Origin of the sequence: Paenibacillus agricola, assembly GCF_011440305.1 — a bacterium.
In the GTDB taxonomy this organism is placed as follows: domain Bacteria; phylum Bacillota; class Bacilli; order Paenibacillales; family NBRC-103111; genus Paenibacillus_S; species Paenibacillus_S agricola.
Genome location: NZ_JAAOIW010000008.1, coordinates 279,705 through 305,439 on the forward strand (window position 1 = coordinate 279,705; position 25,735 = coordinate 305,439).

Below are 25,735 nucleotides of genomic sequence, written 5' to 3' on the forward strand. Positions count from 1 at the left end.
TGGCTAGGCACCACACGTAGTGATCCACAACCGCCGTATCTCTTGACAAAGCTTGGCTTTCCATGCTAACTGTCTTCAAATTGAGATAGTGTTTTATGAGCAGCCTCTTTTACTCCAAAACTGCTGCGATAATTAGATGGTGTCATTTTTTCGCTTTGCCTGAACTGTCTTAAAAAAGTCGAAATATGAACATATCCGCACTCCTGCGATATTTTCTGCAATGTCAATTTAGTGGTGCGCAGAAGAAATTTTGCTCTATCAACACGCAATTTAAGGACAAAGTCAGATACATTTTCTCCTGTTTGCTTTTTAAAGTAATGGCTTAAATTAGAAATTGACATCTTATAATTGTCAGCTAAAGAATTTATTGAAAAATCACTTTTAATGCAATTTTCTTCAATGTGTTTTTTCATCTGGTTTATAAGCAGACTATGCTTCGAACTTTCAGGAACCTCATCTTGCTCATAACCCTCAGAAGAAAAGGTCGCAATAATCTCCTCTATAAGCAAGTTGAGTACATTTTTAACATCATCAATAGACTTGAATCCATCGCGATTATATATATCGGTATTTTTAAAATTTGAAAGTGAATAATTAAGTTCTCGCATTGCCTTAAGTGATGTATTAACAATGTCGTAAGCGAGACAAGTGCCGAAAAAAAGGCTGTTGTTTCGAGATATATGTTCAATTAACGTTGTCAGCACAAGATTTATTTTCTCTTCCTCGCGTTGCAAAATCACATTGTAAAAGAGTTCTATCGTCTCAGATGGATATATGAGTTTGGAAGAATTTTGTTTATTTATATTTTCAAAATATATGATTGCGTTTTCCCCTTTTACAAAACGGTATTTATTCGCAATCCGTGCTTGCTCTGCCGATGTGCCAATATTATCAATGGTGCTGGCCGAGCCTACTCCAATTGACAAAAAAACTTGAAATAGGCTTTCAATTTTGGGCTTCATCTCGCAAAGCGCATCTATAAGCGATGCGAAAATATCTTTTTGACCTGAAAAAACAACATAAATCAAGTCATCGCTACTGCAAGTTAAAACTTTACTTTGTGGATGGATGGGAAGCTCTTTTTCAATAAGCCGCGATATTTCTTGGTAAATTATCAGTTGGTTCTGAATTGGATATTTAGCTGTTAACATAGCAGTTGCCACTTGAAAATGCGGGCCCAATCTTTCAAGACCTGCTGTTCTAATGTCATCTTGCAGCGCTTGCTGATTCCCGTAATTTGATTGAACCAGCTTTAAGGCTATCTGCTCAAGCATGGCAGCACGATTTTTCCTTGAGGCCTTTAGTAAAGCGGCAATTACAAATATTGAAATCAGTGCAACCACTACCATAAGGATTGCAAAAAATAGTATACTCGCATTCATGGACTTCAACATAACCGCTGTAGGAATAATAAGTGCGTAGGTTATTGGAGTTTCTGTTGAGGGTTTTGTTAAAACTAGATATTGTTTTTTGTTGTAGTCCATGTATTTAGGTTCAAGGCTATCCGTATTAATTGAAATCAGACTTTTTTGTATATCTTGTGATAACTCACCTAACGTCGAATATAAAATACTATTATTGTTGTCTAAAACTAACATTTCCGCTTGAGAATTTGGTAAAAATCCATCAAACAACTCATCTAGCTTTTCAGTACCTATATGGACAACTAAGGCATTGCTTGGGTAATTATGCTCCCCATTGTACGTAACTACATAGGTTAACACTTGCTCTCCGTTGGCCCCTGCATTTTGAGCAGGAATCCAAAAACGCAATATATTCTTGAGAAAGAACTGTGCATATGTATCCTTAGTAATATTATACCCATCATTAAACAAATAAAAATCTTCATATGTATACGGTTTCCCCAAAGTGTACACCGTTTTCAGGTCATTATTGATATAAAAGACATTGTTAATCATTTTGCTATAACTTACATAGCTTGAAAGTCTTCGGGATATTCCAAGGAAGCTCCCATATTTAGTTGTTATTTTACTTGTCGAAAAATCGGCAGAGTCAAGCATCTCTGTTGCATTTAAATTCATATCCGATACCACAACATCAAATGCTTTTTGCATGCCTATAAGAGAATCGGTGGAATTTTTTATAAAATTATTCTTATTTTCATAATAAAATAGTCCAAATGTCATTACAATTAACAATATTATTATTGGGAAAATGATTATCATATATGACAAATACGAATATTTTGCTATTCTTTTAAGTATCATAAGCATTCCCCCAAATCAATACATCTTATGCGTTCAGCGTTAAATCATGAATCAAATCTTCCGTCCGTTTCTTTGTTGATGAAGCTGGTCCATAATTTTTTTACCCGTCGGCGTTTGTGCCAACCCACCTTTTGCTGTTTCGCGATGCTTTTCCGGCATGGCGCTGCCAACCTCCAGCATGACATGCACCACCTCATCCGATGGAATCACGCTTCTTACGCCGGCCAACGCCATGTCCGCTGCTGCAAGCGCAGTAACAGCACCGAACCCGTTGCGCACAATACAAGGGATTTCAACCAAGCCGCCTACAGGATCGCAAATTAAGCCTAATGAATTCTTCAAGGCAAGACCCACCGCATGGATCGCCTGCGCCGGAGTTCCTCCCCTCAGCTCGACCATGGCTCCCGCCGCCATGGCGATAGCTGAACCAACCTCTGCCTGACAGCCGCCCTCAGCTCCGGAGATAAACGAATTGTTTGCAATCACAAAGCCGATCGCTCCGGCACTGAAAAGTCCCATAACCATATGCTCGTCACTCCATTGAAACCGCTGCTGCGAACGTACAAAAACACCTGGAATAATCCCGCACGATCCTGCTGTCGGAGTTGCTATGATCCGGCCCATAGAGGCATTTACCTCTGAAACCGCTAAAGCGTAAGCCATCGTCTCGCATGCCTCTACACCCAAGCAAGACTCCTGTTCAGAAAGATAGCTCATTACCCGTTGGGCATCCTTGCCTGTCAAACCACTGCGTGAGGTTGTATCCTCGGTTAATCCCTTCTCAACCGCTTGCTTCATGATCTGATAATATTCATGCATTTTCTGAAATTCATGCTGTGCACTGCGACCTGTTTCTGCGGCCTGCTCCTCGAGCATCACTTCAGAGATGCGCAGCTGCCTTTCTTCGCAAAGCTCAGTTAACTGGGCCAGTGTACTAAACTTCATCTTAATGCACCTCCGTCAAATCGACTCTCTTCACTTTTCTTACGCCTGAAATGCTGCCAATCTCTATGATAAGCGACTTCGAAATCGAGCTATCCACTTCAATAACCGTTAAAGCTTCGCCGCTCCTGCCTTTACGATCTACATCCATATAACCAATATTCATATTCTCACGCAGAAGCATTTGGGATAGCTCCACAATCATGCCCGGTCGGTCTTGGTGATAAATAATCAATGTCGGATAGCTCCCGCTAAACCGGATATCAAAATCATCGATATGATTGACTTCAATCGTGCCCCCGCCAATCGAGGAACCGATGACCTTTACCTGATTGGTTTCCGTGAATAATTCCAATTGAACCGTGTTAGGATGAGCATACAGGCCCTTACCCTGGATAAAAGTAAATTCCATGCCCGATTCCCTCGCCGTTTCCATCGAAGAAGCGACCTGCTGATCATAGGTTTCATAATCCAGCAAGCCGCCAATAATCGCATAGTCTGTTCCATGCCCTTGATAAGTTTCCGCAAAGGAGCCATAAAACGTAATAGCTGCTTTTTGCGGTGTTTCTCCTAATATCTGGCGGGCTGTCCTCCCTAACCGAACTGCTCCCGCTGTATGTGAGCTTGAGGGTCCTATCATCGCTGGTCCAATAATCGAGAAAACATCCTTGAATCTCATATTTGCCTCCTGCCTAGGTTAACCAATCCTCCAGATATTGAGTAATATAAGCATCGTCATTCAAACTTGGATAATCCCAATATATCCGATCAATTTCTTCCTTTTGTCCCGAAGAAAGCACTTCGTGCGGATCCAAACACCCTAACACTTCAAGCAAGCCTTGACGCCGGAGGACCTCGTGGATCCCCGGAATGTGATGGATCGATACAAGCGACCTTACCATCTGTGACTTCAATATTCCACATTAGCCACTAATTCAATCGTATCTGCATTACGAGCTAACTTGATTTTGCTCCAGTAGTGCTACCACAGCCCAATGGCCCAGCAGTCCGCCAACCATTGCTTTCTTAACCATTGTATCATCGATATTAAAACAATAGCTAGCCAGTAAATCAATATATTATCAACATTTCCTTGTGTATAAAGCCATATCATCACGACGCTCCGAGGCACAGACTGGCCGCCCCACATCAAGCGATTGATACCGATTGAATGGCGCCATCTTGATCGCTATAACACCGGTAATATTGGCAAATTGTTCCGTAAATCATAGCTCAATTACGGGAGCAATGAAAAGCACGGTATCTGGGTAAGTCAGTAAGGCTCTACGAGAATGCAAGACATCCCCATCTATAGTAGGGAAAGAAAAAGCAGCCATCACAGAGGAATCTCTGCAACAACTGCTTTCTCAGTTCGGAACCCCTATCGTCGTGATCTTCCTCAATCAATAAAAAGGGAACTTTTGGGAGCCCATCGTTATCCCACTGAGAGGGCTTGATTCGAGGTACGGTCGGCCAAACGAGGTTCTCTATATACGGCTATTTATAAGCTGCAGCGTTCAGCAACGCTTTCGTATATTCCGACTTTGGCTCAGTAAGAACAGTTCTTGTGTCGCCCAGCTCTTGAATAACTCCGTCTTTCATCACAGCAACCTGATCCGCGAATCCTGAAATCGTTTCAAGTCGATGTGTAATATATAGGATAGACATTCCTTCAGATCGCTTCAAGGATAGCAGGAGCTGCAGCATCTCATCTTCTATGGTCGGATCTAATGCCGATGTAATTTCATCGGCAACTAGCAAAAGTGGCGACATGGACAGCGCTCTTGCTACCGCGATCCGCTGCTTTTGTCCCCCTGAGCATTCCGCAGGGTAACGCTCCAAAAAATCAGCAGACAGCTTCACCTTGGCAAGCAGCTCTTCAGCATGAACATATGCTTTTTTCTTGGGATATCTGCTCAAGCGTAGCGGCTCCGTAATAATATCCTTCACACGCCAATAGGGATTCATTGAACGGTCAGGATTTTGGAAAACAAGCTGAATACGTGAAGTTGGCCTATCCTTCTTGGGTGCTTGAAGGTTATTCGCCCAAGTGATCAAACCGCTTGTCGGCTGCTGCAAGCCAACTATCAACTCAGCCAATGTTGACTTGCCTGAACCGCTTTCTCCAATCAGTGCAAATATTTCATTGGGATGTAACGTTAAAGAAACTTTATCCACTGCTTTGGTGATTTGCCCTTTTTCGCTGCCTGCATAATGTTTGGAAACCTCTTCTACACGTAACAACGCGTTCACTCCCAGCTGAACTTCCCGTTATCCAAATTGATGATAAAGCTGATTACCTTTTTCTAAATAATGCTGCTTCTGTTCACCCTGTATCTGCACGCCATCCTGAAGTACGATAATGTTATCGGAGATATGCAGCGCTGCAGGAATATCATGTGTGATTAATAGAAGCGTCATATGATACTCCTTCACTTTACTGACAAGCAGGTCGAACACTTCTCTTTTAACAATCGGATCCAATGCTCCTGTAGGTTCATCAGCAATTAACACCTTAGGTTTGTTCACAAGCGCCAACGCTATCAACGCTCTGCTTAACATGCCGCCGCTTAATTGATGAGGATATAAAGACATGACATGGGCGCCTAGCTGTACCTCTACCAATGCAGCCACTGCCGCAGCTTGTTTCTGTTCCTTGCTGGTTTGCAGGCGCATCGTTTCATAAAACTGCTGGCCAATCGTCATAATCGGATTAAAGCTGTTCCTGGGATCCTGGAAAATATAAGCGGCATCCACCCATCTCTGCATCGTACATGGCTCGCCGTTCATGTAAATATGGTGGCCGTCAATCATAACGGTGCCGTCCACCGATTCATCCGGCACAAGTCCGTAAATGGTGCGGGCCATTGTCGTTTTGCCTGATCCTGATTCTCCGACCAAGGATGTGATGCTTCCCTGCTTCACCTCAAATGAAATCGGATAAATAATGCTCTTCACGCCATACGTTACTTTTAAATCGCGAACGACAATTGCTGATGGCTGTTCACCAGCCGCCGCCAAATGACAGCCAAGGGATACCCCTTCAACACAAGGTTCTTCACAGCCTGTTTTATGCTCCATTTCTTTCTCAGGTACAACACGGCTCTCTTTACGATTCAACCTAGCTGCAAAAGGATTTCCTGTCATCTTGCTCTCTCCGATAAGCGCAAGAGCAATGGTGACAAATAGAATGGCAACTGCAGGTGGCACGATCATCCAAAGCCATGCATCCGTAATAAATGTTTGTGTACGCGAGAACGCATCCTGAAGCATTTTCCCCCATGAAACTGTGCTTGGATTACCAACACCGAGAAAAGACAAGCTTGCTTCCATCGCTACGGCAGAGCGAAACGAAAGAATAAACTTTGTTCGCACAAGCGGCCTAATAAACGGAAGCAGATGATGAACCAATATATAACCTGTCTTCCCGTTATATAGCTGGGCTGCTCTGACAAATTCCCTTTCCTTCAGTGAAAGCACAGATGCTCGAATAAGCTTCATATATCCCGGCCAGGTTAGCAAGCCCAGCGTTAAAATTAATTGCCACGTACCGCCTCCTGTAAACGAAGCAACAATTAAAATGAGCAGTAAAGAAGGAAGAACCAACAGCATATTGGCTAAGCCGTTTAACAGCGGATCCAGCCTTTTGGAGTAGCCGGCAAGCAGTCCCAAGCTCGCACTTAAGAACGTGCTGATTAACGTTACCATCAAACCAATATATAGTGTAGTTCTAGCACCATGCACAAGCTGGCTGAAATTGTCTTGGCCAATAGCATTCGTACCTAGCCAATATTGTTTGGACGGAGGCAATAACCGGTCTGCATCTATCGTAAAAGGCGAGGAAGTGACAAGCGGCCCAAATAAGGCAACCAAAACAAAAATACCAAATAACAATAATCCAACACGCTGAGACCAGGTTAGCTTCATCCTTGCATACCTCTTTTCGCAGCGGTACGAATCCGCGGATCCAGATAAGGATAAATCATATCGGCGATAAAATTAAGAAGAAGTACAAATAACGTCATCAATAAAAACAAACCGTGCAATAACGGGTAGTCCCGGCCAAGAATCGCCTCTTGGAGCAGCTTGCCGACACCCGGGTAAGCAAACACGGACTCCACAAGTATAGAACCGGCCATCAGCGCCCCCATGCGAATAATAATCATCGTTACAAGCGGCAGCGCAGCGTTGCGGGCAATATGTTTGAATACAATTCCTTGCGAACCGATTCCCTTTGCCGAAGCAAATTCAACATACGGTTCATTGCGAACACGGATAGCCTCATTACGCATAAGCAAATAAATCCCCGCAAGACTTCCTATTGTAAGCGTAAGCGCAGGCAGTACAGCATGGCGAGCTATATCTGTCGCGTGGTCCATCCATAAATCAGAGCGTAAAAATGCTGTTTTAGCGCCGCTCAGTGGAAACCATTTAAGCTTTACTGACATTGAAATTAAAAAAACCATGCCAATTACAAACTCAGGAATCGTACTCAAGCTGAGCATGGACAAAAACAAGCCGCGATCCGTTTTACCAGGATATCGCCACGCAGAATAAAGCCCCGCAAGCAAACCGATAATAATCGAAAATATGCTCGCAATTCCTACAATAAACATCGTCCAAGGTAAGCGCTCTATAATAATAGAGTTCACCGGCGCTTTATGATTGATGGATAAGCCGAAATCCAATGTGAAAATGCCCTTCAAATATTTCATAAACTGTTGACCAACAGAATCATCCAAATGATAATATTCCAACATTGCCGCCTTCTGTGCTTCCGTCAAAAACACAACGCCCTCTTCGCCGCCACCCGTAATATATTCAACGGGCCCCCCCGGCAGAAGCCGAGGAAGCCAGAAGTTCAATAATAATACGAATACCAAAACGAGCAGGTAAGAACCGTATTTATTATTTTTTAAGATCAATTAGGAACACCTTGTTTTCCCATAGCGGCATACCATCAGCTATCCCGCCGTAAGTATTCTTCCACCGATCAAATGTTGCAGCTTTATGAATGTCATAGAATGGACGATGATAAAGCACTAGAGTAGGCAGCTCTTCGGCAAGAATATCTTGCATTTGGTTTACAATTTCACGGCGTTTTCCTTCATCAAGCTCTTGCATTTGCTGTTCAGCAAGCTTATGGAACTCATCAAGCTTCAAGCTTTTGCCGCGTGAGGACCACATATTGGCAGCTTGACCTGAAAACCATAGACGCAAATAATCCGGGTCCCCGCTGGCTCCAACATGGCCTGTCAATGCAATATCATAATTGTTTTCGCCTAATGCCACAGCAAAAGCAGCAGAATCAAGCTGTACAAGGTTTAATTCAATACCCACCTTTTTCAGCATTTCTTTCATCATGGTTGCATCCTGCATGGTTGAAGAGGTCATCAAATTTAATTTTAAATTTTCACGCATACCATCTGCATTTTTCTTATAGCCAAGCTCATCTAATATTTTTTCAGCTTGAGCAACGTCATAGGCGTATTGCTTAACATTTTTGTTATACCAAGGTGAATCCGTCGGAATAACACCGGCATTACCTACCATCGGTTGGCCGCCTGTTATTTTAGCTGAAATTTCTTCACGGTTCAGCGCATACGCAATGGCTTGACGTAAACGTTTGTCTCCAAGCTTAGCATGCTCCAAATTAAACGAAATGCGCACTACGCTGCCAGCCGGTTCACTTTTAATCGTTTTTAAGCCTGCTTTTTCAGCGGTTTGAACATCAGCATAGCTTGAAGTATACGTTTGATCGATTTCGCCGTTTTGCAAAGCGAGCAATTTATTAGATGCCGACACAAAGGCTAATTCATTTACCAGCACTTGGCCTTTAAAGAATTTATCATTAGCTGCATACAAATATTGCCCCGATGCAGATTCATATTTCTTCAGCTTATACGGACCTGTTCCAACCAAAGCAGCATCATCGCGGAACTCTATAGGCTTGGTCACCTTTTCCCAGACATGCTTAGGAATGATCGGCACGATACCTACCAAATCACTAAGGAAGGGTGCATATTTATTATTTAGATTGAACGCTACAGTCAAATCATTGATTTTTTCTACACTTTTAATTTGGCTGATGTCTCCATTCCAATTAAACGGGTAGGTTTTGTAATAGTTAAAGCTGAATACAACATCTTCTGCGGTAAATGCTTTACCGTCATGCCATTCTACATTCTCTTCAAGCTTGAACGTATAGGTGAGTCCGTTATTGGTTACTTCCCATGATTTGGCGAGCCATGGAATCACACCTTTATCATCTTTCCAAGTCAGCGTATCGAAAATAAGTGAATTTCTCAAATATCCGAAAGGACCCGATGAACTAAAGGCAAATGGAGACGGATAGCCATTATTGCTACCTGCAATTTTCAAAATATCTACTTTGGGAGTTGTTGTCGCCGCAGGGGCAGGAGCCTTATCAGCAGCTTCCTGTGAGCTTTTAGGCTGGGCATCCGTTGCAGTAGAGCTACCCGTCTCGTTCCCTCCAAGGCATCCTGTAAGGAGTATACCAAAGCTTAACATCATTAACGTCATTGACTTTTGCATCTTCATTGCAAACATTTCTTCTATTCTCCCCTGCTTATGATTATCATTCTCAATATTAGGTGTACATGGACATTAAATATGGCCTTTTGCCAACCATGGCAGAAAACCGTCTAAAAACCGTTCTGTCGCTGGCATAAAATAAGAACCATAATGATACTCAGGATCAAGCGTTGTTAAGATCAGCGTGCCCTTTGTACTTTTCTTGTCCACATAGAGAATCGAACCGTCATTCTCAATCTCAATAAGTGACTCCACTTCCTGTTCAGGGAAAAATACACCATGATAATGCCATGTTGCATCTTCAAGCTGAATATAACGGAATAAATCATGTTCCGGCTTTGCCAACACTAGGCCGCTACTAGCACCTGGTTCAAGCCACCACCAAAAATTTGTAGGACGGGTCTCCCAACGATGGCCCGGAAACCAGCTTTGGTGCTGGGCACCTAAAGCAACGACTGTTTTTCCACTATTCAGAAAAGCATGAATTTGATCCATATGACGCGTAACCTGTTCCTGGTGAAGCTGTGAAGAGACAATCAAAACATCAAACTGATTTAAATCTATTTCAGCAAGCTTAGGCAAATACAACAATTCAGCTATATATTGTTTATATTTGGGTTCCGTAAAAGAACGGTGCTGATGCGAGCTGCCTGAATAGAGAGCCGCTATCTTTCTCATACTTGTGCCCCCCTCGTCTGCTGCAGCGCCTGATGCTCTGCATAGAGAAATCGATAAAACTGCTCTCCGATCCGTCCTGCACTATTATTTCCGTGACGATATTTCAAAAGATTGCGGCCTGCATGTACAACAATTGTTCCCTGGCTGCTTAGACGATCGATATACGTGATCGGCTCTTCTCCTGCGAGCCTTAACAACACTTCTGCCCCTTCGGGTATCGGATGATGACCTCGGCTAAAAAAACCAGATACCCCTTTGTTGTATGTAATATCATCTGACAGTACACCTTCAAAGATCGGATGATCGAGCACTGTCACTTTATAATCAAGATGACTGTGAATGGTTTTGGGAACAAATAAAGACGCGCCAGGAATCCAGTAACGGAATAAATGTCCGCCAAAAAACAATACATGGCCCTGATCCAAAAAATTCCGAATGCGATCTTTTTGTTCGAACATTAATTCTTGATCAATGAATTCGTCAATAACTAAAAACTTATGACCCGCTTCAAGAAAATCATATGAAGCGAAGTCATACTGATCAAGCACCTTCGTATTCGGATCAATTTGTCCGTCGCGAACGGTTTGCTCACTAAAACTTGCACCTGAATCTAATAGAAGGAAATCAGCTACTGCAGTCTGGCTCATGAAAGTCTTTTAACCTCCAGCAGCTCGGATTGCGGAAGTGAAAGTGCCTTTTTACACAAATCAGCCTTAAGCTGCGTATTTGCTGCTTTATCCTCTTCTGTCATCGTACCTTCTCTGCCTTTTTTCAAATACTCATAAAATACTGCCGGTAAAAAATTCGGCTTCAATGAAACTTCCACCGATGCCCCTTGTAAATCCGAAATAACGTATGCATAGGACTGAGGACGGTACGGGTCATATTGGGCAGCGGGATAATTCACATCAACCGTATAAGCTTCGCGTGTCACAGCCCGAGTTATATATTCGAACGCGTCACGAAAGCCTGGTCCTGCATGACCGGAACGTACGGACAAACTGCTGCGTTCGGGAGCTTCCTCGTTATACAGCTCAGCTAATGCCGCCTGAACGACACGGAAACCTACACCGATTGCCATCAAAGCTAAATTCCCATGATAGTTGCGAAGCTCAGAGAACTGCAAGGTTAAAAGTTCCCCGCGATCTTTTATTTTAATAACTGACATCATGCACACCCCATTCTAATTGATAACCATTCTTGATGATAATCATTCTTGATGACAATCTTACTATGAATGATAATGATTTTCAATATCTAAGCTCTTATTATAAATGTTTGTATGTCTGTTTAGTGAAGGAAAAATCTAGGATGTTATCTTCTAGAGAATCATTTTTAATCATAGAGTTTCTTTAATATGACAGCATTTCATCCATATCAATAACAAGCTTGTCTGCTCGCAAGCGATCTATTTTCCATAAGAAAAACCTAGCCTGCGGCTAGGCCCTTGTCTAAAACCATACGTATGAGCATGGGGGAGAAAATTGGGTATGGGTTTGCAGCTTTACTCATCATATTACCTCAATTTATGGCTTTGCAGTGCCAAGTATATGTTGCTTTAATTGTATAAGTTCTATATTGGCATTACCAATAACCTGCTGTGGCGCTGCGCCTGGACGAGGTGTATATTCCAAAGGACTCACACCTTTGAGGTTAATTCTGACAAAGTCCTTTACGATGCGAATTTTATCCGCTGGCGTCGCTATTGACGGTACGAACCATGAGGATTTCTCCGTGTCTGTAGACAAGCAAGAGCTGTTTCGCCTCAGCGACGATGCCGTGTAACGCAAAAAGGAGCCTGCCACCGTACTTCAGTGGCAAAGCTCCTTTTTGATTTGCAGTATGGAGACGAGGCTTGGCTGGGCAAAAACCACAATTCGACGGAGTGCTACTAGAGCACTGTTCCCCAAATGTTCTAGAGGAGCAGTGCTCGTTAATACTGTTATAGTTGATTCTTCATTAGGTGGCTAATCCACTGTACCAATTTTTAAAGCTTACCCTCAGCAAGCCATGGCAAAAATCCATCTAGATATCGTTCGGTTGCCGGCATGAAATAGGAGCCAAAATGGTGTTCAGGGTCCAAGGTTGTGACTATTAATGTCCCCGGTGTACTCACTTTGTCTACATATAGAATGGCTCCATGATCTTCGGTAGCAATTAAAACGTCCACGCCATCCGGCGGGTAGTAAACCCCATGCTGGTGCCAGGTTGCATCTTCCAGCGTTATATATGTAAATAAATCATGCTCAGGCTGAGTAAGCACCAGTCCACTTGATTGTTCCTTATCCAACCACCACCAGAAGTTGGTCGGCCTATGCTCCCATTTCTGCCCGGCAAACCAGCTTGTAGGCTGCGGTCCATGGATAACAATCGTACCTCCCCGCTCCAGAAAGGCATCGATCTTGGCTTTGGATTGAACAACTAAACCTTGATGAAGCTGCGAAGGAAAAAACAGTACATCGAACTCATCAAGTGATTGCTTAGCAAAATCCGGCAGATAGATGATCTCATCTAGATAACGACGGTATTTGGGCTCGTTCAAGCAACGGTAATGCTGCGAGTTTCCGCTGTATAATGCAGCAATTTTCCTCATGAATGAACACCCCTCTCCACAATCCGACTATGTTCCTCACGGATCCAGTCGATCAATTGAGCGCCTATCCGGCTAGTCGTCGTCGACAGATCGTTATATGCCAGCAGATCATTGCCCGAATGAACAATAATCGTCCCCCTTGTGCTCTGACGATCGATATAAGTGATCAGTTCTCCACCCGGAAGAGACAGCAGCCCTTCCGCTCCAGATGGAAGCGGATGATGGCCGCGAGCGAAGAAGCCAGAAACACCTTTCCTAAATGTCATATCCTCTGTTAACACACCCTCGAATATAGGATGGGGCTGCGCAATGGATACAACATAATCTTTATGGCTGTGAATACTCTTCGGAATGAATGCCTTGGCGCCAGGCAACCATTCACGGAATAAGTGTCCGCTAAATAACAGCACCTTACCTTGATCAAGAAATTGGCGGATAATCTCCTTCTCCCGGTACAGAAATTCCTGATCGGTCAACCCATTGACTACCATACAGATATGTTCTGAAGAATCATAACTTGGCAGGTCGTACGCATCAAGAAAGGTATAGTCCTCTTTAAACTGAAGGTTTCTTATATGATCCTGAGCAAAGCTGCTATCTGAATGCAGCATCAGAAAGTCTTTGTTGCTCATGCGATTTCCCCCTCAGCCAGCCAAGGGAAGAAGCCATCTAGAAACCGTTCCGTTGCCGGCATAAAGTACGACCCGAAATGGAATTCGGGATCAAGTGTGGTAACCACCCATGTTCCTGCTGAACTCACCTTGTCTATATATAGAATGGCTCCATTATCTTCCGTCGTAATAAGCACCTCTGCACCCGCAGGAGGCCAGAATACACCATGATAATGCCAGGTTGCATCCTCCAGCGTTAAATACTTGAATAGGTTGTGCTCAGGCTGTTGTAATTCAAGTCCGCTCTTCGCATCCTTATCCAGCCACCACCAGAAATTCGTCGGTCTGTTCTCCCAATTTTGCAAGGGAACACAGTCCGCACTCTGCGGCCAGAATAATACGACTGTACCTCCATTATCGGCAAACCTTTGAATCCATGGCGTAATACGCTCCATTAAGCCCGCATGCAGTCGTGAAGGAACAATAATGGCATCAAATTCATCAAACGATGTTTCTGTTAGCTCAGGCACATATAGAATGTCCGACAAATATTGTTTGTATTTCGGTTCATTCCAGCTGCGATATTGATAAGATACCCCTGCGTATAAAGCTGCGATTTTCCTCATTGTGCTACACTCCTTTGTTGAAGATGAACATATTCGCTACGAATCCAGTCGATCAAGCGTTTGGTAATCTGTCCGGTGGATTCGGTTGGATCTTGGTAACCAAGCAAGGCATTACCCGAACTCACGAATAAGGTCCCCTCTGTACTGACACGATCAATATACAAAGTAGGCTCACCGTCAGGCAAGGTCAGTACCACCTCTGCTCCTGCCGGAAGTGGATGATGCCCCCGTGCAAAGAAGCCAGCTACACCCTTCCTATAAGACAATTCATTAGGGTCAACACCTTCAAAGATCGGATGAGCTTGATGAAAGTTGACCTCATAATCCTGATGACCACGAATCTCCTTAGGGATAAATGAAGCAGCGCCCGGCAGCCAAGGAAGAAAGAGGTGTCCTCCGAAAACTAGCACCTTGCCGCTATCGACAAACTTGCGGATTTTCTCCTTATGCTTTAACAAGAGCTCCTGATCAATAGAGCCTTGAATAATTAGAGCGATATATGGCTCCAAATTTGCTTGGGGAAAATCATAAACATCCAGCATAGCAAAGGTATGTTCAAGAGAAACCTCACCCATACCTACACTTTGTGCATTTAGTAATAAAATATCTTTATTCTCCATCGTTTCCACCCTCTCCTTAGTCTACCTCTCATCATGGAGTCGAAAGCAAAAGCAGCTTGCCGCTCGACTGCTGTAAGTAGGAAGCTTTTGTTGCGCCCTGTAACATTTTTAACTCCTCATAAGGAAGCCGAAAGCCTTTGAGCTCTTCTAACAAAACAGCCGGCATCAGAAATCCGTTGTAAAACCCCGATTCGAATTGAAGCTCAGCATGGTTCTGGTCATTGTTAAGCACCTGTCCGATTAGAATTACATTTGCACCCGGCTGCTCAAACACGGTATAGATGTGATCGGAACGAAAGTAATAGTGTAAACTACTTCGCTCATTAAGCCACTCTTCATTCATTTCATAAGCGGCATCATTGGGGACGGACATTCTAGAGCGAGGAGCTACCCATTCCCTCCATCCTCCGATCACCAGCTGTTTATCCTTGTCAAGCGCGGCTACGAGCTTATCCTCTACTTCACTGTCCCAGTCGATATCCAAGAAATTGGATTTCTCCTCCAACGAATAATCCTTCACGCTGTCAAGATATGGCTGTCTCAGCGCTAAATTTCTCCCGATCGTATCCAGCAGCTCTCGGTAGCGGGACAGTGTATCCTTTGTCAGAACAAGCTGTGAGTAGTCCGTGTGCAGCTGTTCAAGCTCATGCAAGTAGGCATTCAGATTACGCTCCATCAGCCACTGATTGCCCAGCAGATCGACGACATCACTCGATTGTTGAAGCATGCTGGCCCACATATCCAAACCCTGCTCATTGTAGAACAGTAATTTATCGACTGCGACTGTCTGCTTCAGCTTGTATTCCTTTTCCTTCGTATTCATACGTGGAATTAATTCGCCGATTTCTGCTTCAATCGAATCCACTTCTTGCTTTAGCTTATTAGTCGTTGACTCATCGTGAACGGAAGCCAAATACTCGGCGAAGGCGCCCGTCAAATGTGCATACACATTCGTTGCGCCAACCCATAAAAGCACCAACAGTAACCCTATAATCAACCGCTTATACATGGTTGATTATCCTTCGAGTAGATAAATAACTGGCAAACAAAGCAAGGAAGGAGCCCGAGAGCAGCATACAGAGCATCATTCCATTAAGCGATGTTGAGATAAAATGGAAAATAAATGGGAATTGACGTTCCAACGCCACAAACATATATCCGCTCATTACATATAAAACAATTGCTGCCATTGTGCTGCCAATAAACCCGATCAGCAGTCCCTCGAACATGAATTGGCCCCTGACATGCATCGGCTTCGCTCCTAGCAGCAGCTTCACGCGAATTTCCTTTAATCTCTGGTATAATGCCAATCTCACAGCTAAGAACACCGTCAGAAAAGCAATAATGACAAAAAAGAGCAGCAGCATGACTCCGAATTTATTCAATTGATTGGACCAATAGACAACCTGTTTGGCAAGCTTCTGAGGGTAAATCACTTCCGTTATTCCGGGTATTGGGCGCAGCATCTCTGCTATTTGTTCGACAAGATCATAATCTACTAGCTCTAATCGAACAGCATTGGGGAGATCACTGTCCTTAAAGGTCTGAAGCAAGAGCTCCCTCCCTTGGAAGAATCCACTCAAGCTTGCAAGCAGCTGTTCCCGCGTCTCGACGCTGACCGATTTCACGAAATTTTTACTCTCCATAATTTTTGCAAGTTCCTGTACATCAACTGCGGAATCCACATAAACCTTCACGCCAATTTGCGATTGCATGTAGCCCATCACACCCACAAGTCCTGAACGAAGCACAAGCAAGCTGCCCAGCAGCAGCATAGCCATGAATACCAGCGCTGCTGCTGCAAGCGCAGCACCTATATTTCGTGCTATCCCTTCCCTTGCGTCCCGAAGATAGTACTTAAATAAGCTCATTTGCAGTTACCCTTCCCTCAATCATCTTCCATGCTTTGGAGGGAAATTCAGCTACAAGCCGATCGGAATGGGTAACGACCAGCATTGCAAGCTGTGATTCCGCTTGGAGCTCCAGGAGCAAGCGGATAATGTCAGAAGCGGTTTCCGAATCGAGGTTACCGGTTGGCTCATCCGCCAAAATAAGCGCAGGGCGATTCAATAAGGCCCGTACGATGGCTACACGCTGCAGCTCTCCTCCTGAGAGCTGGTCGGGAAAAGCCTCTTCCCTTCCCTGCAATCCGACTCGAAGCAGCAGGCGATTGATTTCATCCACCATATCGCTATGGGAAACACCAACAACCTCTCCTGCCAAAGCTATATTCTCAAACACAGTTTTTCGCTCAAGCAGCTCAAAGGACTGAAAGATGACGCCAATCTTTCGTCTTAGCTCATACTTCGGAATGCTTTCAATGGGCTTACCTGCAATTTCGATTTGTCCTGAGAAATCACCGATGTCTCGATAGAGCAGCTTGAGCAGCGTACTCTTGCCCGATCCCGAACGCCCTTGAAGAAAGGCGAATTCACCCGGGGCCAAATGCATATTCAAATCCTGAAGCACGGAACGCTCACCGTACCTTTTGTTAAGCGATTGGATGCGAATCATGTTCGTAAATTCCTCCTCGCTGTGCACCTATCCTGATGATCTAATCTAATCTGATTAGAGGTGATTCAGCTCCATGAGTGCTGAAATTAAGCTTTGAGTAAAAGGATGCTGCGGGTTGTCGATCACCTGCTTTGGACTACCTGACTCCACAATGACACCCCGATCAAGCACGATTAGACGATCACAGAAATGATAGGTCAGAGCAAGGTCATGGGTAATAAAAATGGTTGACGTGTTATGTCTCTTACGCAGTTGGTCCATGAGATCGAGTAGCTCCAGCCTAAGGGATGAATCCAACATCGAGGTCGGTTCATCGGCAATGATGAGTCTGGGATTGCATACGAATGCACGTGCCAAGCCTACTCTTTGCCGTTCACCCCCTGATAGCTCATGCGGATAACGATTCATATAACGCTCGGGTGATAGGCTCACCTCCGATAAGGCATTGCTAACGAGCTTCCAAAGCTGCTCGTTATTGTTCTTGTATGTATTCTGAATCACCAGCGGCTCCGCCACCAGCTGGCCAATGGTCATACGCGGCGACAAAGACTCGTAGGGATCTTGAAAAATCATCTGTATCGAGCTTGTCACTGCTTTCCTGCGGGCACCCTTTAGGCGCAATATATCTTGGCCTTCGTAATAAATCGATCCACGATCCGCACTTTCCAGACCTGCAATGATCCGTCCAATTGTACTTTTTCCTGCGCCACTTACACCAACAAGACCGATAGTTTCATTATGTGAAACCCCAAAATCTATCCCATTCAAAACCGCTACATTTTTCAACGAATGGCTTGAATCGCCATAGCTCTTACTTAAGCCACGAACATCAAGCAGCAGCTCATTTGTCATATCGTTCCCCCCAACACCAGTTCAGCTTGCTGAGCACCCTGGTCAGAAGGGGTGTTGCGTTTCTTCAACCGTGGTATGGAATCGATCAGTCGACGGGTATATACATGATTGGATTCATGAGCAATCTGGTCTGTTGCTCCCTCATCTACAATTTCCCCCTGCTTCAAGATGATAATCCGGTCAGCAAGCCTCAGCACGACCGGCAAGTCATGGGAGATGAATATCATCGACAGTCCAAGCTGCTTCTGCAGGCTTCTCAGCAAGTTAATAATCTCAACCTGAACCTTAACATCAAGACCCGTTGTTGGCTCATCGGCAATAACGAACTCGGGTTCGTTAATTAAAGCCATAGCGATAACGACTCTTTGACGCATCCCACCGCTTAATTCATGGGGATAAGCCGAACCCCAACGGGCAGCCATGCCAACCTGTTCAAGCAATTGGTCGATCCGCCTATTTAAGCTCTCTTTGTTCATTCTACGATGGCAAAGAACTGCCTCAGCCAATTGCGTACGAATCGTTAATACAGGATTAAGTGCATTCATAGCAGCTTGTGGGATCAACGCAATCTTACTGCCCCTAGCTTTGCGCAGCTCCTCGCTCGAAAGCGATGCAAGATCGCAGCCATACAAGCGGATGCTGCCCTGTTGGATCTCTCCCGGGGGCTTCAATAATTGCATAATAGCCGCAGCAATCGTTGATTTCCCACTGCCAGACTCGCCGACAATACCAACAACCTCGCCTTTTCCAACATTAAAGCTGACCTCGCTCAATGCTGTTACCATTCCTTGATCCTTCGGATAGACGACAGTCAGCTTATCCACCTCTATAATTGAGCTCAAGCTTTCATCCAACATGAGCTTTTCACTGCGAGCCTGCTTATTCTTGTTGGAGGCGATGCGATACATAGTCCGTAGTCGAGGGCTTACCCGTTCTTCCAGCCAGTAGCCAATAAAGGAGAAAGCCAGTACGGTGATGACGATACCTAAGCCTGCTGGTAATACCCACCATAACCAAGCATCCGTCAGAAACGCGCCACGGGCATTGGCGTAATACAACATACTGCCCCAGCTTTTCGTTAAGGGATCACCCAAACCAAGGAAGCTTAAACTGGATTCCATCATAATCGCCACGTTTACCGTCTGTACGAATTGCGGGATAATTAAAGGAACAACTCCGGGAAAAATATGTTTACGCAATAAGTAAAAATCACCCGCGCCCATTGAACGAGCAGCTAATACAGGCCCCCGTGTGCGGAGAGATAAAATCTGTGAACGCGTTTCCCGTGCTACCTTAGACCACATGACCAAGGCAATTACCATGATCTGCGTCGTCCAGCTCGGTCCCAGGAATACCCCGATGACAATCATAAGCGGCAAGAAAGGCAATGTCATACTGATATCGATAATTCTCATAAATATGGCGTCGATTCTCCCACCCCAATAACCGGCCACAAGTCCAATTATTGTACCAATGACCAATACGGCTAGAGCACCTAGCAGTCCGACAGACAATGACACCCGTGCCCCAACAACGAGCTCCGCCAAGATGTCCTGCCCCATATCATTCGTACCCAGCCAATGGCTGTTTGCCGGAGCAGATAGCGGTGTACCTGATCTCTCCTTAGCATCGTACTTCACCAGAAACGGACCTATTAAAGCCAACAGCAGCATAAAGAGCAGCATGCTAAAACCTAACAAGCCCATCTTTCCAGACATACCTGTTAAACCTAGTTTATTATATAATCTACCACTCATACGGATCCCTCCACTGGTTTACGAATACGAGCACGAGGGTCAACGAGTGGATAGGTTAAATCAGCCAATAGATTAGCTAGTATTACACCGATGGTAATCATTAAGAAGACTCCCTGCATTAACGCATAATCGCGCGCGATCACACTCTCAAACAATAAGCTCCCGATACCCGGATAGGAGAATACCGTTTCTACAACAACAGCTCCGCTGACTAATATCCCCAGACTCATCGTGACATGGGTATACACAGGCAGCAACGCATTGCGCAAAGCATGCTTGTATATGATGCCGCTCTTTCGTACACCCTTGGCTTCCGCCATCATCATATAATCCTGTCCCAATGTATCGAGCATCGAGGAGCGAGTCAGCAGGAAGTTGGTGCCAGCCGAAGCAATGGTAATCGTAGCAACCGGAAGTATCAAATGACGTATAACATCCATCACATACGACCAATTATCCGTCTTAAACATAGGAGCAGCCCCGAAGGTCGGAAGCCATCCAAGCGTAACTCCGAATACGGCAATGAGGATCATCCCGACCCAGAATGCGGGCATCGACTCGAGGGTTAAAATAGCAGCCAACAAACCGACATCTCTTTTCTTCCCTCTGTTCCATGCCGCATAGGCACCAAGGATGATCCCTATCAACGGACTTAAGACCAATGCAGGTAGAACAACAATCAAGGTCCAAGGCATGCGTTCTCCTAGCACACTTGTGACTGGCTTGCCGAACTTAGTGGAGATGCCCAGATCAAACTGAACAGCTCCACCCATGAACCTGCCATATTGCTCGAGTACTGTGCCATCCAAACCGAGCTCCTTCTCAATCCGCTGACGTTTCTCAGGAGTGAGCTCGTTCGCTGTCTCAGAACCGATAACGAATGACAAAGGGTCACCTGGTGCAAGACGAGGTAAAGAGAAATTAATAGTAAGGGCTACAATAATAACAAATGCATACTGCACAAACTTACGACCAAGCCTCAGGAGGAAGACCCTTCTTCCTGAGGTTTGTAATTGTTTTTCATTCATAGAAGAGTCCCTTCTCCCTTTCTTGCAAGCCTTCTATTTTGTACCTGTAGCTATCTTTCTTCCCGCTTCATTTAATAACGAATATTTATGGAAGATACCAAAGCCAGGGGATTGAATCCATGAATCGAATCTATCCGAGCGATACGCCCAGTTTTGCTCTGGATAGAATAGCACTAGACTTGTTGGTTGACGGTTAAACAGCTTTTGCATATCGAACGATATCAGCTTACGGCCTTCAATCGTCGGCTCAGCTTTCCACTTCTCGAATAGAGTATCCCATTCTGGATAAGCAAGACCCTTCTTCCACAAATAATCAGCGCGATGGGACATAATGAATTGATCGGGATCAGCTACACCATGTGCTCCAATATTGCCGATAGTAAGATCGAAATTTCGTTCCGAAGATATCCCCGCAAGAGTTCCTGCATCCATAACCTCCACCTTGAGGTTAACGCCAACTTTCAAGAATTGCTCCTTCAACAGCTCAGCGGTACGGATAAAGGTAGGCTCAGCGGAAGAAACAGCCAGCCTTATATCAAGCTTCTTACCGTCCTCTGATTCACGAATACCATCACCATCACGATCAATAAGCTTCAGACTGTCCAGAATGCTCTGAGATTGCTTGGCATCATACGGCGTGCTCAGATCGGGATTGGTCCAAGGTGAATCTGGATGTGGATATCCTTTGAAAGCAGGACGCGCATGTTTCAGTAATACAATATCAGTAATCGCCTGACGATCAATCGCTAACGAGAGTGCATTACGGAACTCATGGATATTGAGCGGGAATCTCTGATAATTGGTCCTGAGCTCAGCGATCGTAAGCTCTGGTGTTGTCGTTACCTTAATATTAGCCGCACCTTTGAAGGTATCTAGCAATTCCGGCGGTACGCTCTTCGCCGCAGCATCGATCTCTCCGGATCGAAGCGAATTGAACATCGCAGTCTGATCCTTGATAATTGGCATATACAACGTTTTAACAGCCGGTTTGCCCATGAAGAAATCCTGATTGGCTTCAAGCTTATAATATTGATCAGGCACATATTCAACCAGTTTGTAAGGTCCTGTTCCAACGGCCAGTTCTGTGTATTTACGCGGATTTTCTACTTTGCTCCAAATATGCTTTGCAAGGATCGGCAAGTCTGCGAGGGTTACTGTCTTCAAAGACGGGCAGGCATATGCACAAGTAAACTTAACCGTGGATTCATCAAGCAATGTTATTGTACTGATCTGTGGCACATCACTAACATGGTGCGAGTGTCTATTCTGCGGACCATCGCGGTAATACTCATAAGTAAATTTCACATCTTCTGCTGTGAATGGTGTTCCATCGTGCCATTTGACACCGCTGCGCACCTTGACTACCCAATTAAGGCTGTCTACTTGCTCTGCGGATTCAGCTAGCCATGGCTGTGGCTCAGCAACATAGGGTGAAGGGCCAAACAATTTATCAAATACCAGCTCCGTCATGAAATCAACACTAGTGTTATAAATATTGAGCGGTCCAGCGTCAGTAGGGACGGCGATTTTCAGTTGTTCGATTTGTTGAACGGCTGCTGCCGGAGTATTCGTTGCTGTATTCGCAGCTGTATTCTCTGTTTTATTCGTGCAGGCTGTAAGCATTAATGTCGCAATTAACACACAACTTATGTAAAACCTCTTACTTCTAACAAACAACATGCTTGCATCCCCCAACAGTTTATATTTGCTTACCAAAAACTACTTTCATACCAATATGTAGAATCTCTTTGTGTGGTGCAGTGCACGTTCACACAGTATGGGACTAAGCTCGGCTAACTGTACGATTCCCTCCTTGCTCTCCGAGATAAATGATCGTCATTACGCTAAAGATAAATATAATACAAGTGATAACGATTATCAATATCATCGAATGACTTCCGCATTGAAATACTGAGTCTGGGCTAGTAAAAATCCATCCTTATTAAATTTTTGAATACATCTATTTATTTATTTGATACCACACGTTTTTAACTACAAAAAAGCCGCCCAGTGCCTTTCACTATGTTGGAAAGATAGCACCCCTGCGGTCGGATATGCCAGCCTAGCGGGACACATCCACAATCCACCGCAGCCTGATGATCCGGACATTTGGGGAGAACGTTTGCCTAACTCTTCAATGTCTTTGGACCTTGACTAATTGACCTTAAGTAGCACGATGGGTCTCAAGTATTTCGCCGCGTCCGTAGACAAGCAACATCGGTTTCGCATCAGCAGCGACGCTGTGTAACGCAAAAAGGAGCCTGCCACCGTATTCAGTGGCAAAGCTCCTTTTCGTTGTTGTGGATTTGCAGTATGGATACGATCCGCTGTGTGGCAAATCCACAATTCGTCGCCGTTTGATGTCACCTTTTACAATGTGGCCATTACCCCTTGGAAACAGCGCTAAGTTTTTTATGATTTGAGAAATATTTTTCTAAATATGCGAATAATTGTTCAAATGCTAATATCAAAACCCAATAGACAATGGCAATGAGCACATACATCTCCAAGTAACGGTAAGTAGAACCAGCCTCCATCTTTGCAACTGCCATAATATCAATTACTTTTATCGTAAAAGCAAGTGACGTTTGCTTAAATAAAGCAATAAACAAGTTTGCAAAATTCGGAATGGCACTTACTAATGCTTGAGGAATAAAAATACGAATCATCGCTTGTGGTAATGTCATTCCAACCGATAAAGCAGCTTCCATTTGATTATAGTCCACTGCACGAAGGGCAGCATACCAAACCTCTGCCTGATAGGCTGCTGTATACAGTGAAAAAATGAGAAGTGCAATAAATGTCTTGTTAAACTCGACAGGAAAGAATGTAACGGCAAAAGCCTCATTTAAATGCACAAATACCTCTGGTAATCCAAAATAAACAAGGTACATTTGAACAAGTAAGGGGACCCCACGGAAAATGGAAATGTACGCTGTTGCTATTTGTGAACATACAGGTATTTGATAAGAACGAACTATAGATAGTAAAAAGCCAAGAATAAATCCAATGGCTGCCGATACCAAAACCAACAGCAACGTTCTTGGTATGGCATCAATAATTAAAGGCAGCTTGCTCAACATATAATCCCAATCTAGTAACATGTTAAATCACCCCTACGCCCTTCTAGCCATAATCTTATATTTCCGTTCCGTACGATTTTGATAAAAGGCAAGCAAACGACCAAATAACATCGAACAGAACCAATATATAAACGATACAGCTAGATATGTTTCAATCAGGGTTATCCCATAATTACGTTGGGTTAATATTTGGGCTTGACCCATGATATCAACAACACCGACTGTAAAAACCAAAGACGATTCTTTAAAAATCGTAATTGCATTATTTCCAACAACCGGAATTGAAATGCGTAGCATTTGTGGAATAATGATGCGTCGCAACGATTGGAAATATGACATTCCGACTGCACTCGCTGCCTCATGCTGTGATTTCGGTATGGCTAAATAGGAAGAACGAATCACTTCCGACATAACAGCTCCACAATGCAATCCAAAGGCGATCACTGCAAACGTAAAATTACTCCATGAGTTAATTTGGATGCCAACTTGAAGCAATAGCTTGGGTACTCCGTAAAAAATTAAAAATAATTGTACGATACCAGGTGTACAACGCATAAAAGAAATATACACAATAATCAATTGGGAAAGCACTGGGATTCGAAAAATTCGAATCAGCGCTAATACGAATCCCAGTAAGGTGCCCCCGACTAATGCCAATACCGTAAAGGATAACGTAAGGGGCAGTTTAGGCAGCAGCTTCCAAAACGCATCTATGACTTCTGCAAAATTAATCAAAAGGTTGCCCCTCCGTTCAAAAAAATATTAGTTCAACTTTACGTCTTCAAGAGGCTTGAACATGTTCACCTTAAAATATTTTTCAGAAAGTGCTGGCAATGTACCGTCTTCCACCAATGCTTTTGTTACTTCATCAAAACGTGCTGCTAGATCTTTTTTCTCTTTGTTAAATAATACCCAAATCGGTTCTTTTGTTATATAAGCTGCAATTTTCAAAGGTAATTTCAATTGCGCATTTACGTTGTCAAATACGGTTGTGTTTGTTAAAAATGCGTCATATTTACCGCTAGCTACCCATTGTACGGACTCTGCATCTGTAACCGCATCGATATCCTCTGCAATAATTGGATTACCAGCATTTTTCTTATTGTAATCGACGACTACTGTACGTAATCCGGTGGATGGGCTCATCGGAGTTAATTTCTTCCCTCTCATATCATCCAATCTATGAATATCATTACGATCATTTTTCACGATCAAAGAGTTCAAAGAATAACCGTATTCTACATTACTGAACAAATATTTAGCTTCGCGCTCTGGGTTACGGTAGTAGAAGTTTGCTGCGAAATCATATTTACCAGACTCAACACCAACAAGCATAGCTTCACGAGCGATTTGTTCATATTCGAACTTATATTCTGGTAGACGCTCATCCAACAATTTCAAATACTCAACCGTGTATCCTTCCATTTCATTCTTGTCATTCGAATAACTGAATGGAGGATTGGGTACTGCATTACGTGCTACCTTAAGTACAGTTACCTTTGCAGCAGCAGTTTCGCCGCCGCCTGTTGAAGGCGCTCCGCTATTGTCTTTGCTTGGGCTAGAGCCACATGCAGTTAAAGCCATAACCGATGCTAAAATAATTGCTACTAAAGAAATCTTTTTCATATTCAATACTCCCCTTTTTACT

General features: G+C 44.0%; 26 protein-coding genes. 1 reads left to right on the forward strand and 25 read right to left on the reverse strand.

Going from position 1 to position 25,735, the window contains the following annotated elements; translation table 11 throughout:
* Positions 1-65: 65 nt before the first annotated feature.
* From G9U52_RS22020 to G9U52_RS22065, 11 genes are all read right to left on the reverse strand, one after another.
* Positions 66-2,228 carry an AraC family transcriptional regulator gene (locus tag G9U52_RS22020; RefSeq protein WP_166152804.1) on the reverse strand — a complete coding sequence of 721 codons (2,163 nt, stop codon included), beginning with the start codon at positions 2,226-2,228 and terminating at the stop codon, positions 66-68.
* 51 nt (positions 2,229-2,279) lie between these two features.
* A complete protein-coding gene (gene sdaAA / locus G9U52_RS22025) occupies positions 2,280-3,173 on the reverse strand; it encodes an L-serine ammonia-lyase, iron-sulfur-dependent, subunit alpha (RefSeq protein ID WP_166152805.1) in 894 nt (297 codons plus the stop codon).
* Position 3,174: 1 nt separating this feature from the next.
* Positions 3,175-3,849, reverse strand: a complete 675-nt coding sequence (sdaAB, locus tag G9U52_RS22030; RefSeq protein WP_166152806.1) for an L-serine ammonia-lyase, iron-sulfur-dependent subunit beta — start codon at positions 3,847-3,849, stop codon at positions 3,175-3,177.
* Between the two features lie 13 nt (positions 3,850-3,862).
* Complete coding sequence (locus G9U52_RS39300) at positions 3,863-4,072, reverse strand: hypothetical protein (protein ID WP_207953122.1); 210 nt, start codon at positions 4,070-4,072, stop codon at positions 3,863-3,865.
* Between the two features lie 595 nt (positions 4,073-4,667).
* Positions 4,668-5,423: an ABC transporter ATP-binding protein gene (locus tag G9U52_RS22035; protein ID WP_375790270.1), complete on the reverse strand. Its 756-nt coding sequence runs from the start codon at positions 5,421-5,423 to the stop codon at positions 4,668-4,670.
* A gap of 18 nt (positions 5,424-5,441) precedes the next feature.
* Complete coding sequence (locus G9U52_RS22040) at positions 5,442-7,097, reverse strand: ATP-binding cassette domain-containing protein (RefSeq protein ID WP_166152808.1); 1,656 nt, start codon at positions 7,095-7,097, stop codon at positions 5,442-5,444.
* Positions 7,094-8,095: an ABC transporter permease gene (locus G9U52_RS22045; protein WP_166152809.1), complete on the reverse strand. Its 1,002-nt coding sequence runs from the start codon at positions 8,093-8,095 to the stop codon at positions 7,094-7,096. The genes G9U52_RS22040 and G9U52_RS22045 overlap by 4 nt, the downstream gene beginning before the upstream one ends.
* Positions 8,079-9,740: an ABC transporter substrate-binding protein gene (locus G9U52_RS22050; RefSeq protein ID WP_243767486.1), complete on the reverse strand. Its 1,662-nt coding sequence runs from the start codon at positions 9,738-9,740 to the stop codon at positions 8,079-8,081. Before G9U52_RS22050 ends, G9U52_RS22045 begins: the two co-directional genes overlap by 17 nt.
* A gap of 57 nt (positions 9,741-9,797) precedes the next feature.
* Positions 9,798-10,403, reverse strand: a complete 606-nt coding sequence (locus tag G9U52_RS22055; RefSeq protein ID WP_166152810.1) for a hypothetical protein — start codon at positions 10,401-10,403, stop codon at positions 9,798-9,800.
* Positions 10,400-11,050, reverse strand: a complete 651-nt coding sequence (locus G9U52_RS22060) for a phosphate starvation-inducible protein PhoH (RefSeq protein ID WP_166152811.1) — start codon at positions 11,048-11,050, stop codon at positions 10,400-10,402. Before G9U52_RS22060 ends, G9U52_RS22055 begins: the two co-directional genes overlap by 4 nt.
* Entirely contained in the window at positions 11,047-11,574 is a 528-nt protein-coding gene (locus G9U52_RS22065) for a hypothetical protein (protein ID WP_243767487.1), read from the reverse strand. Before G9U52_RS22065 ends, G9U52_RS22060 begins: the two co-directional genes overlap by 4 nt.
* A 407-nt stretch (positions 11,575-11,981) precedes the next feature.
* Between G9U52_RS22065 and G9U52_RS22070 the strand changes: the two genes are divergently transcribed.
* The gene (locus tag G9U52_RS22070; RefSeq protein ID WP_207953123.1) at positions 11,982-12,188 is read left to right on the forward strand and encodes a hypothetical protein; all 207 of its coding nucleotides are present in this window, start codon (positions 11,982-11,984) and stop codon (positions 12,186-12,188) included.
* 202 nt (positions 12,189-12,390) lie between these two features.
* Here the strand turns inward: G9U52_RS22070 and G9U52_RS22075 are convergent, their stop codons facing one another.
* From G9U52_RS22075 to G9U52_RS22140, 14 genes are all read right to left on the reverse strand, one after another.
* Positions 12,391-12,996: a hypothetical protein gene (locus tag G9U52_RS22075; RefSeq protein ID WP_166152813.1), complete on the reverse strand. Its 606-nt coding sequence runs from the start codon at positions 12,994-12,996 to the stop codon at positions 12,391-12,393.
* A complete protein-coding gene (locus tag G9U52_RS22080) occupies positions 12,993-13,628 on the reverse strand; it encodes a phosphate starvation-inducible protein PhoH (RefSeq protein ID WP_166152814.1) in 636 nt (211 codons plus the stop codon). The genes G9U52_RS22075 and G9U52_RS22080 overlap by 4 nt, the downstream gene beginning before the upstream one ends.
* On the reverse strand, positions 13,625-14,233 hold the full coding sequence (locus G9U52_RS22085) for a hypothetical protein (RefSeq protein ID WP_166152815.1): 609 nt from the start codon (positions 14,231-14,233) through the stop codon (positions 13,625-13,627). Before G9U52_RS22085 ends, G9U52_RS22080 begins: the two co-directional genes overlap by 4 nt.
* Positions 14,230-14,853 (reverse strand): phosphate starvation-inducible protein PhoH, encoded by a 624-nt coding sequence (locus G9U52_RS22090; RefSeq protein ID WP_166152816.1) that lies wholly within the window; start codon positions 14,851-14,853, stop codon positions 14,230-14,232. The genes G9U52_RS22085 and G9U52_RS22090 overlap by 4 nt, the downstream gene beginning before the upstream one ends.
* A gap of 31 nt (positions 14,854-14,884) precedes the next feature.
* Positions 14,885-15,862, reverse strand: coding sequence for a hypothetical protein (locus G9U52_RS22095; protein WP_166152817.1), 978 nt, complete (start codon positions 15,860-15,862; stop codon positions 14,885-14,887).
* Positions 15,855-16,724: a cell division protein FtsX gene (locus G9U52_RS22100; RefSeq protein ID WP_166152818.1), complete on the reverse strand. Its 870-nt coding sequence runs from the start codon at positions 16,722-16,724 to the stop codon at positions 15,855-15,857. Before G9U52_RS22100 ends, G9U52_RS22095 begins: the two co-directional genes overlap by 8 nt.
* Complete coding sequence (locus tag G9U52_RS22105; RefSeq protein WP_166152819.1) at positions 16,711-17,367, reverse strand: cell division ATP-binding protein FtsE; 657 nt, start codon at positions 17,365-17,367, stop codon at positions 16,711-16,713. The genes G9U52_RS22100 and G9U52_RS22105 overlap by 14 nt, the downstream gene beginning before the upstream one ends.
* Before the next feature lie 54 nt (positions 17,368-17,421).
* Positions 17,422-18,219 (reverse strand): ABC transporter ATP-binding protein, encoded by a 798-nt coding sequence (locus G9U52_RS22110; RefSeq protein ID WP_166152820.1) that lies wholly within the window; start codon positions 18,217-18,219, stop codon positions 17,422-17,424.
* Positions 18,216-19,976 (reverse strand): dipeptide/oligopeptide/nickel ABC transporter permease/ATP-binding protein, encoded by a 1,761-nt coding sequence (locus tag G9U52_RS22115; RefSeq protein ID WP_207953124.1) that lies wholly within the window; start codon positions 19,974-19,976, stop codon positions 18,216-18,218. The genes G9U52_RS22110 and G9U52_RS22115 overlap by 4 nt, the downstream gene beginning before the upstream one ends.
* Positions 19,973-21,004 (reverse strand): ABC transporter permease, encoded by a 1,032-nt coding sequence (locus tag G9U52_RS22120; protein ID WP_166152821.1) that lies wholly within the window; start codon positions 21,002-21,004, stop codon positions 19,973-19,975. Before G9U52_RS22120 ends, G9U52_RS22115 begins: the two co-directional genes overlap by 4 nt.
* Before the next feature lie 33 nt (positions 21,005-21,037).
* Positions 21,038-22,684, reverse strand: coding sequence for an ABC transporter substrate-binding protein (locus G9U52_RS22125; protein ID WP_166152822.1), 1,647 nt, complete (start codon positions 22,682-22,684; stop codon positions 21,038-21,040).
* Positions 22,685-23,388: 704 nt separating this feature from the next.
* Positions 23,389-24,108, reverse strand: a complete 720-nt coding sequence (locus tag G9U52_RS22130) for an amino acid ABC transporter permease (protein WP_166152823.1) — start codon at positions 24,106-24,108, stop codon at positions 23,389-23,391.
* Between the two features lie 12 nt (positions 24,109-24,120).
* Positions 24,121-24,822 carry an amino acid ABC transporter permease gene (locus G9U52_RS22135; protein ID WP_166152824.1) on the reverse strand — a complete coding sequence of 234 codons (702 nt, stop codon included), beginning with the start codon at positions 24,820-24,822 and terminating at the stop codon, positions 24,121-24,123.
* Positions 24,823-24,849: 27 nt separating this feature from the next.
* Entirely contained in the window at positions 24,850-25,713 is an 864-nt protein-coding gene (locus tag G9U52_RS22140; RefSeq protein ID WP_166152825.1) for a transporter substrate-binding domain-containing protein, read from the reverse strand.
* Positions 25,714-25,735: the final 22 nt, after the last annotated feature.

Coding starts and splice junctions, on each gene's coding strand:
- G9U52_RS22020 (WP_166152804.1), bottom strand. CDS start 2,228: ATGATACTTAAAAGAATAGCAAAATATTCGTATTTGTCATATATGATA.
- sdaAA (WP_166152805.1), bottom strand. CDS start 3,173: ATGAAGTTTAGTACACTGGCCCAGTTAACTGAGCTTTGCGAAGAAAGG.
- sdaAB (WP_166152806.1), bottom strand. CDS start 3,849: ATGAGATTCAAGGATGTTTTCTCGATTATTGGACCAGCGATGATAGGA.
- G9U52_RS39300 (WP_207953122.1), bottom strand. CDS start 4,072: ATGGTAAGGTCGCTTGTATCGATCCATCACATTCCGGGGATCCACGAG.
- G9U52_RS22040 (WP_166152808.1), bottom strand. CDS start 7,097: ATGAAGCTAACCTGGTCTCAGCGTGTTGGATTATTGTTATTTGGTATT.
- G9U52_RS22050 (WP_243767486.1), bottom strand. CDS start 9,740: ATGTTTGCAATGAAGATGCAAAAGTCAATGACGTTAATGATGTTAAGC.
- G9U52_RS22055 (WP_166152810.1), bottom strand. CDS start 10,403: ATGAGAAAGATAGCGGCTCTCTATTCAGGCAGCTCGCATCAGCACCGT.
- G9U52_RS22060 (WP_166152811.1), bottom strand. CDS start 11,050: ATGAGCCAGACTGCAGTAGCTGATTTCCTTCTATTAGATTCAGGTGCA.
- G9U52_RS22065 (WP_243767487.1), bottom strand. CDS start 11,574: ATGATGTCAGTTATTAAAATAAAAGATCGCGGGGAACTTTTAACCTTG.
- G9U52_RS22075 (WP_166152813.1), bottom strand. CDS start 12,996: ATGAGGAAAATTGCTGCATTATACAGCGGAAACTCGCAGCATTACCGT.
- G9U52_RS22080 (WP_166152814.1), bottom strand. CDS start 13,628: ATGAGCAACAAAGACTTTCTGATGCTGCATTCAGATAGCAGCTTTGCT.
- G9U52_RS22085 (WP_166152815.1), bottom strand. CDS start 14,233: ATGAGGAAAATCGCAGCTTTATACGCAGGGGTATCTTATCAATATCGC.
- G9U52_RS22090 (WP_166152816.1), bottom strand. CDS start 14,853: ATGGAGAATAAAGATATTTTATTACTAAATGCACAAAGTGTAGGTATG.
- G9U52_RS22095 (WP_166152817.1), bottom strand. CDS start 15,862: ATGTATAAGCGGTTGATTATAGGGTTACTGTTGGTGCTTTTATGGGTT.
- G9U52_RS22100 (WP_166152818.1), bottom strand. CDS start 16,724: ATGAGCTTATTTAAGTACTATCTTCGGGACGCAAGGGAAGGGATAGCA.
- G9U52_RS22105 (WP_166152819.1), bottom strand. CDS start 17,367: ATGATTCGCATCCAATCGCTTAACAAAAGGTACGGTGAGCGTTCCGTG.
- G9U52_RS22110 (WP_166152820.1), bottom strand. CDS start 18,219: ATGACAAATGAGCTGCTGCTTGATGTTCGTGGCTTAAGTAAGAGCTAT.
- G9U52_RS22115 (WP_207953124.1), bottom strand. CDS start 19,976: ATGAGTGGTAGATTATATAATAAACTAGGTTTAACAGGTATGTCTGGA.
- G9U52_RS22120 (WP_166152821.1), bottom strand. CDS start 21,004: ATGAATGAAAAACAATTACAAACCTCAGGAAGAAGGGTCTTCCTCCTG.
- G9U52_RS22125 (WP_166152822.1), bottom strand. CDS start 22,684: ATGTTGTTTGTTAGAAGTAAGAGGTTTTACATAAGTTGTGTGTTAATT.
- G9U52_RS22130 (WP_166152823.1), bottom strand. CDS start 24,108: ATGTTACTAGATTGGGATTATATGTTGAGCAAGCTGCCTTTAATTATT.
- G9U52_RS22140 (WP_166152825.1), bottom strand. CDS start 25,713: ATGAAAAAGATTTCTTTAGTAGCAATTATTTTAGCATCGGTTATGGCT.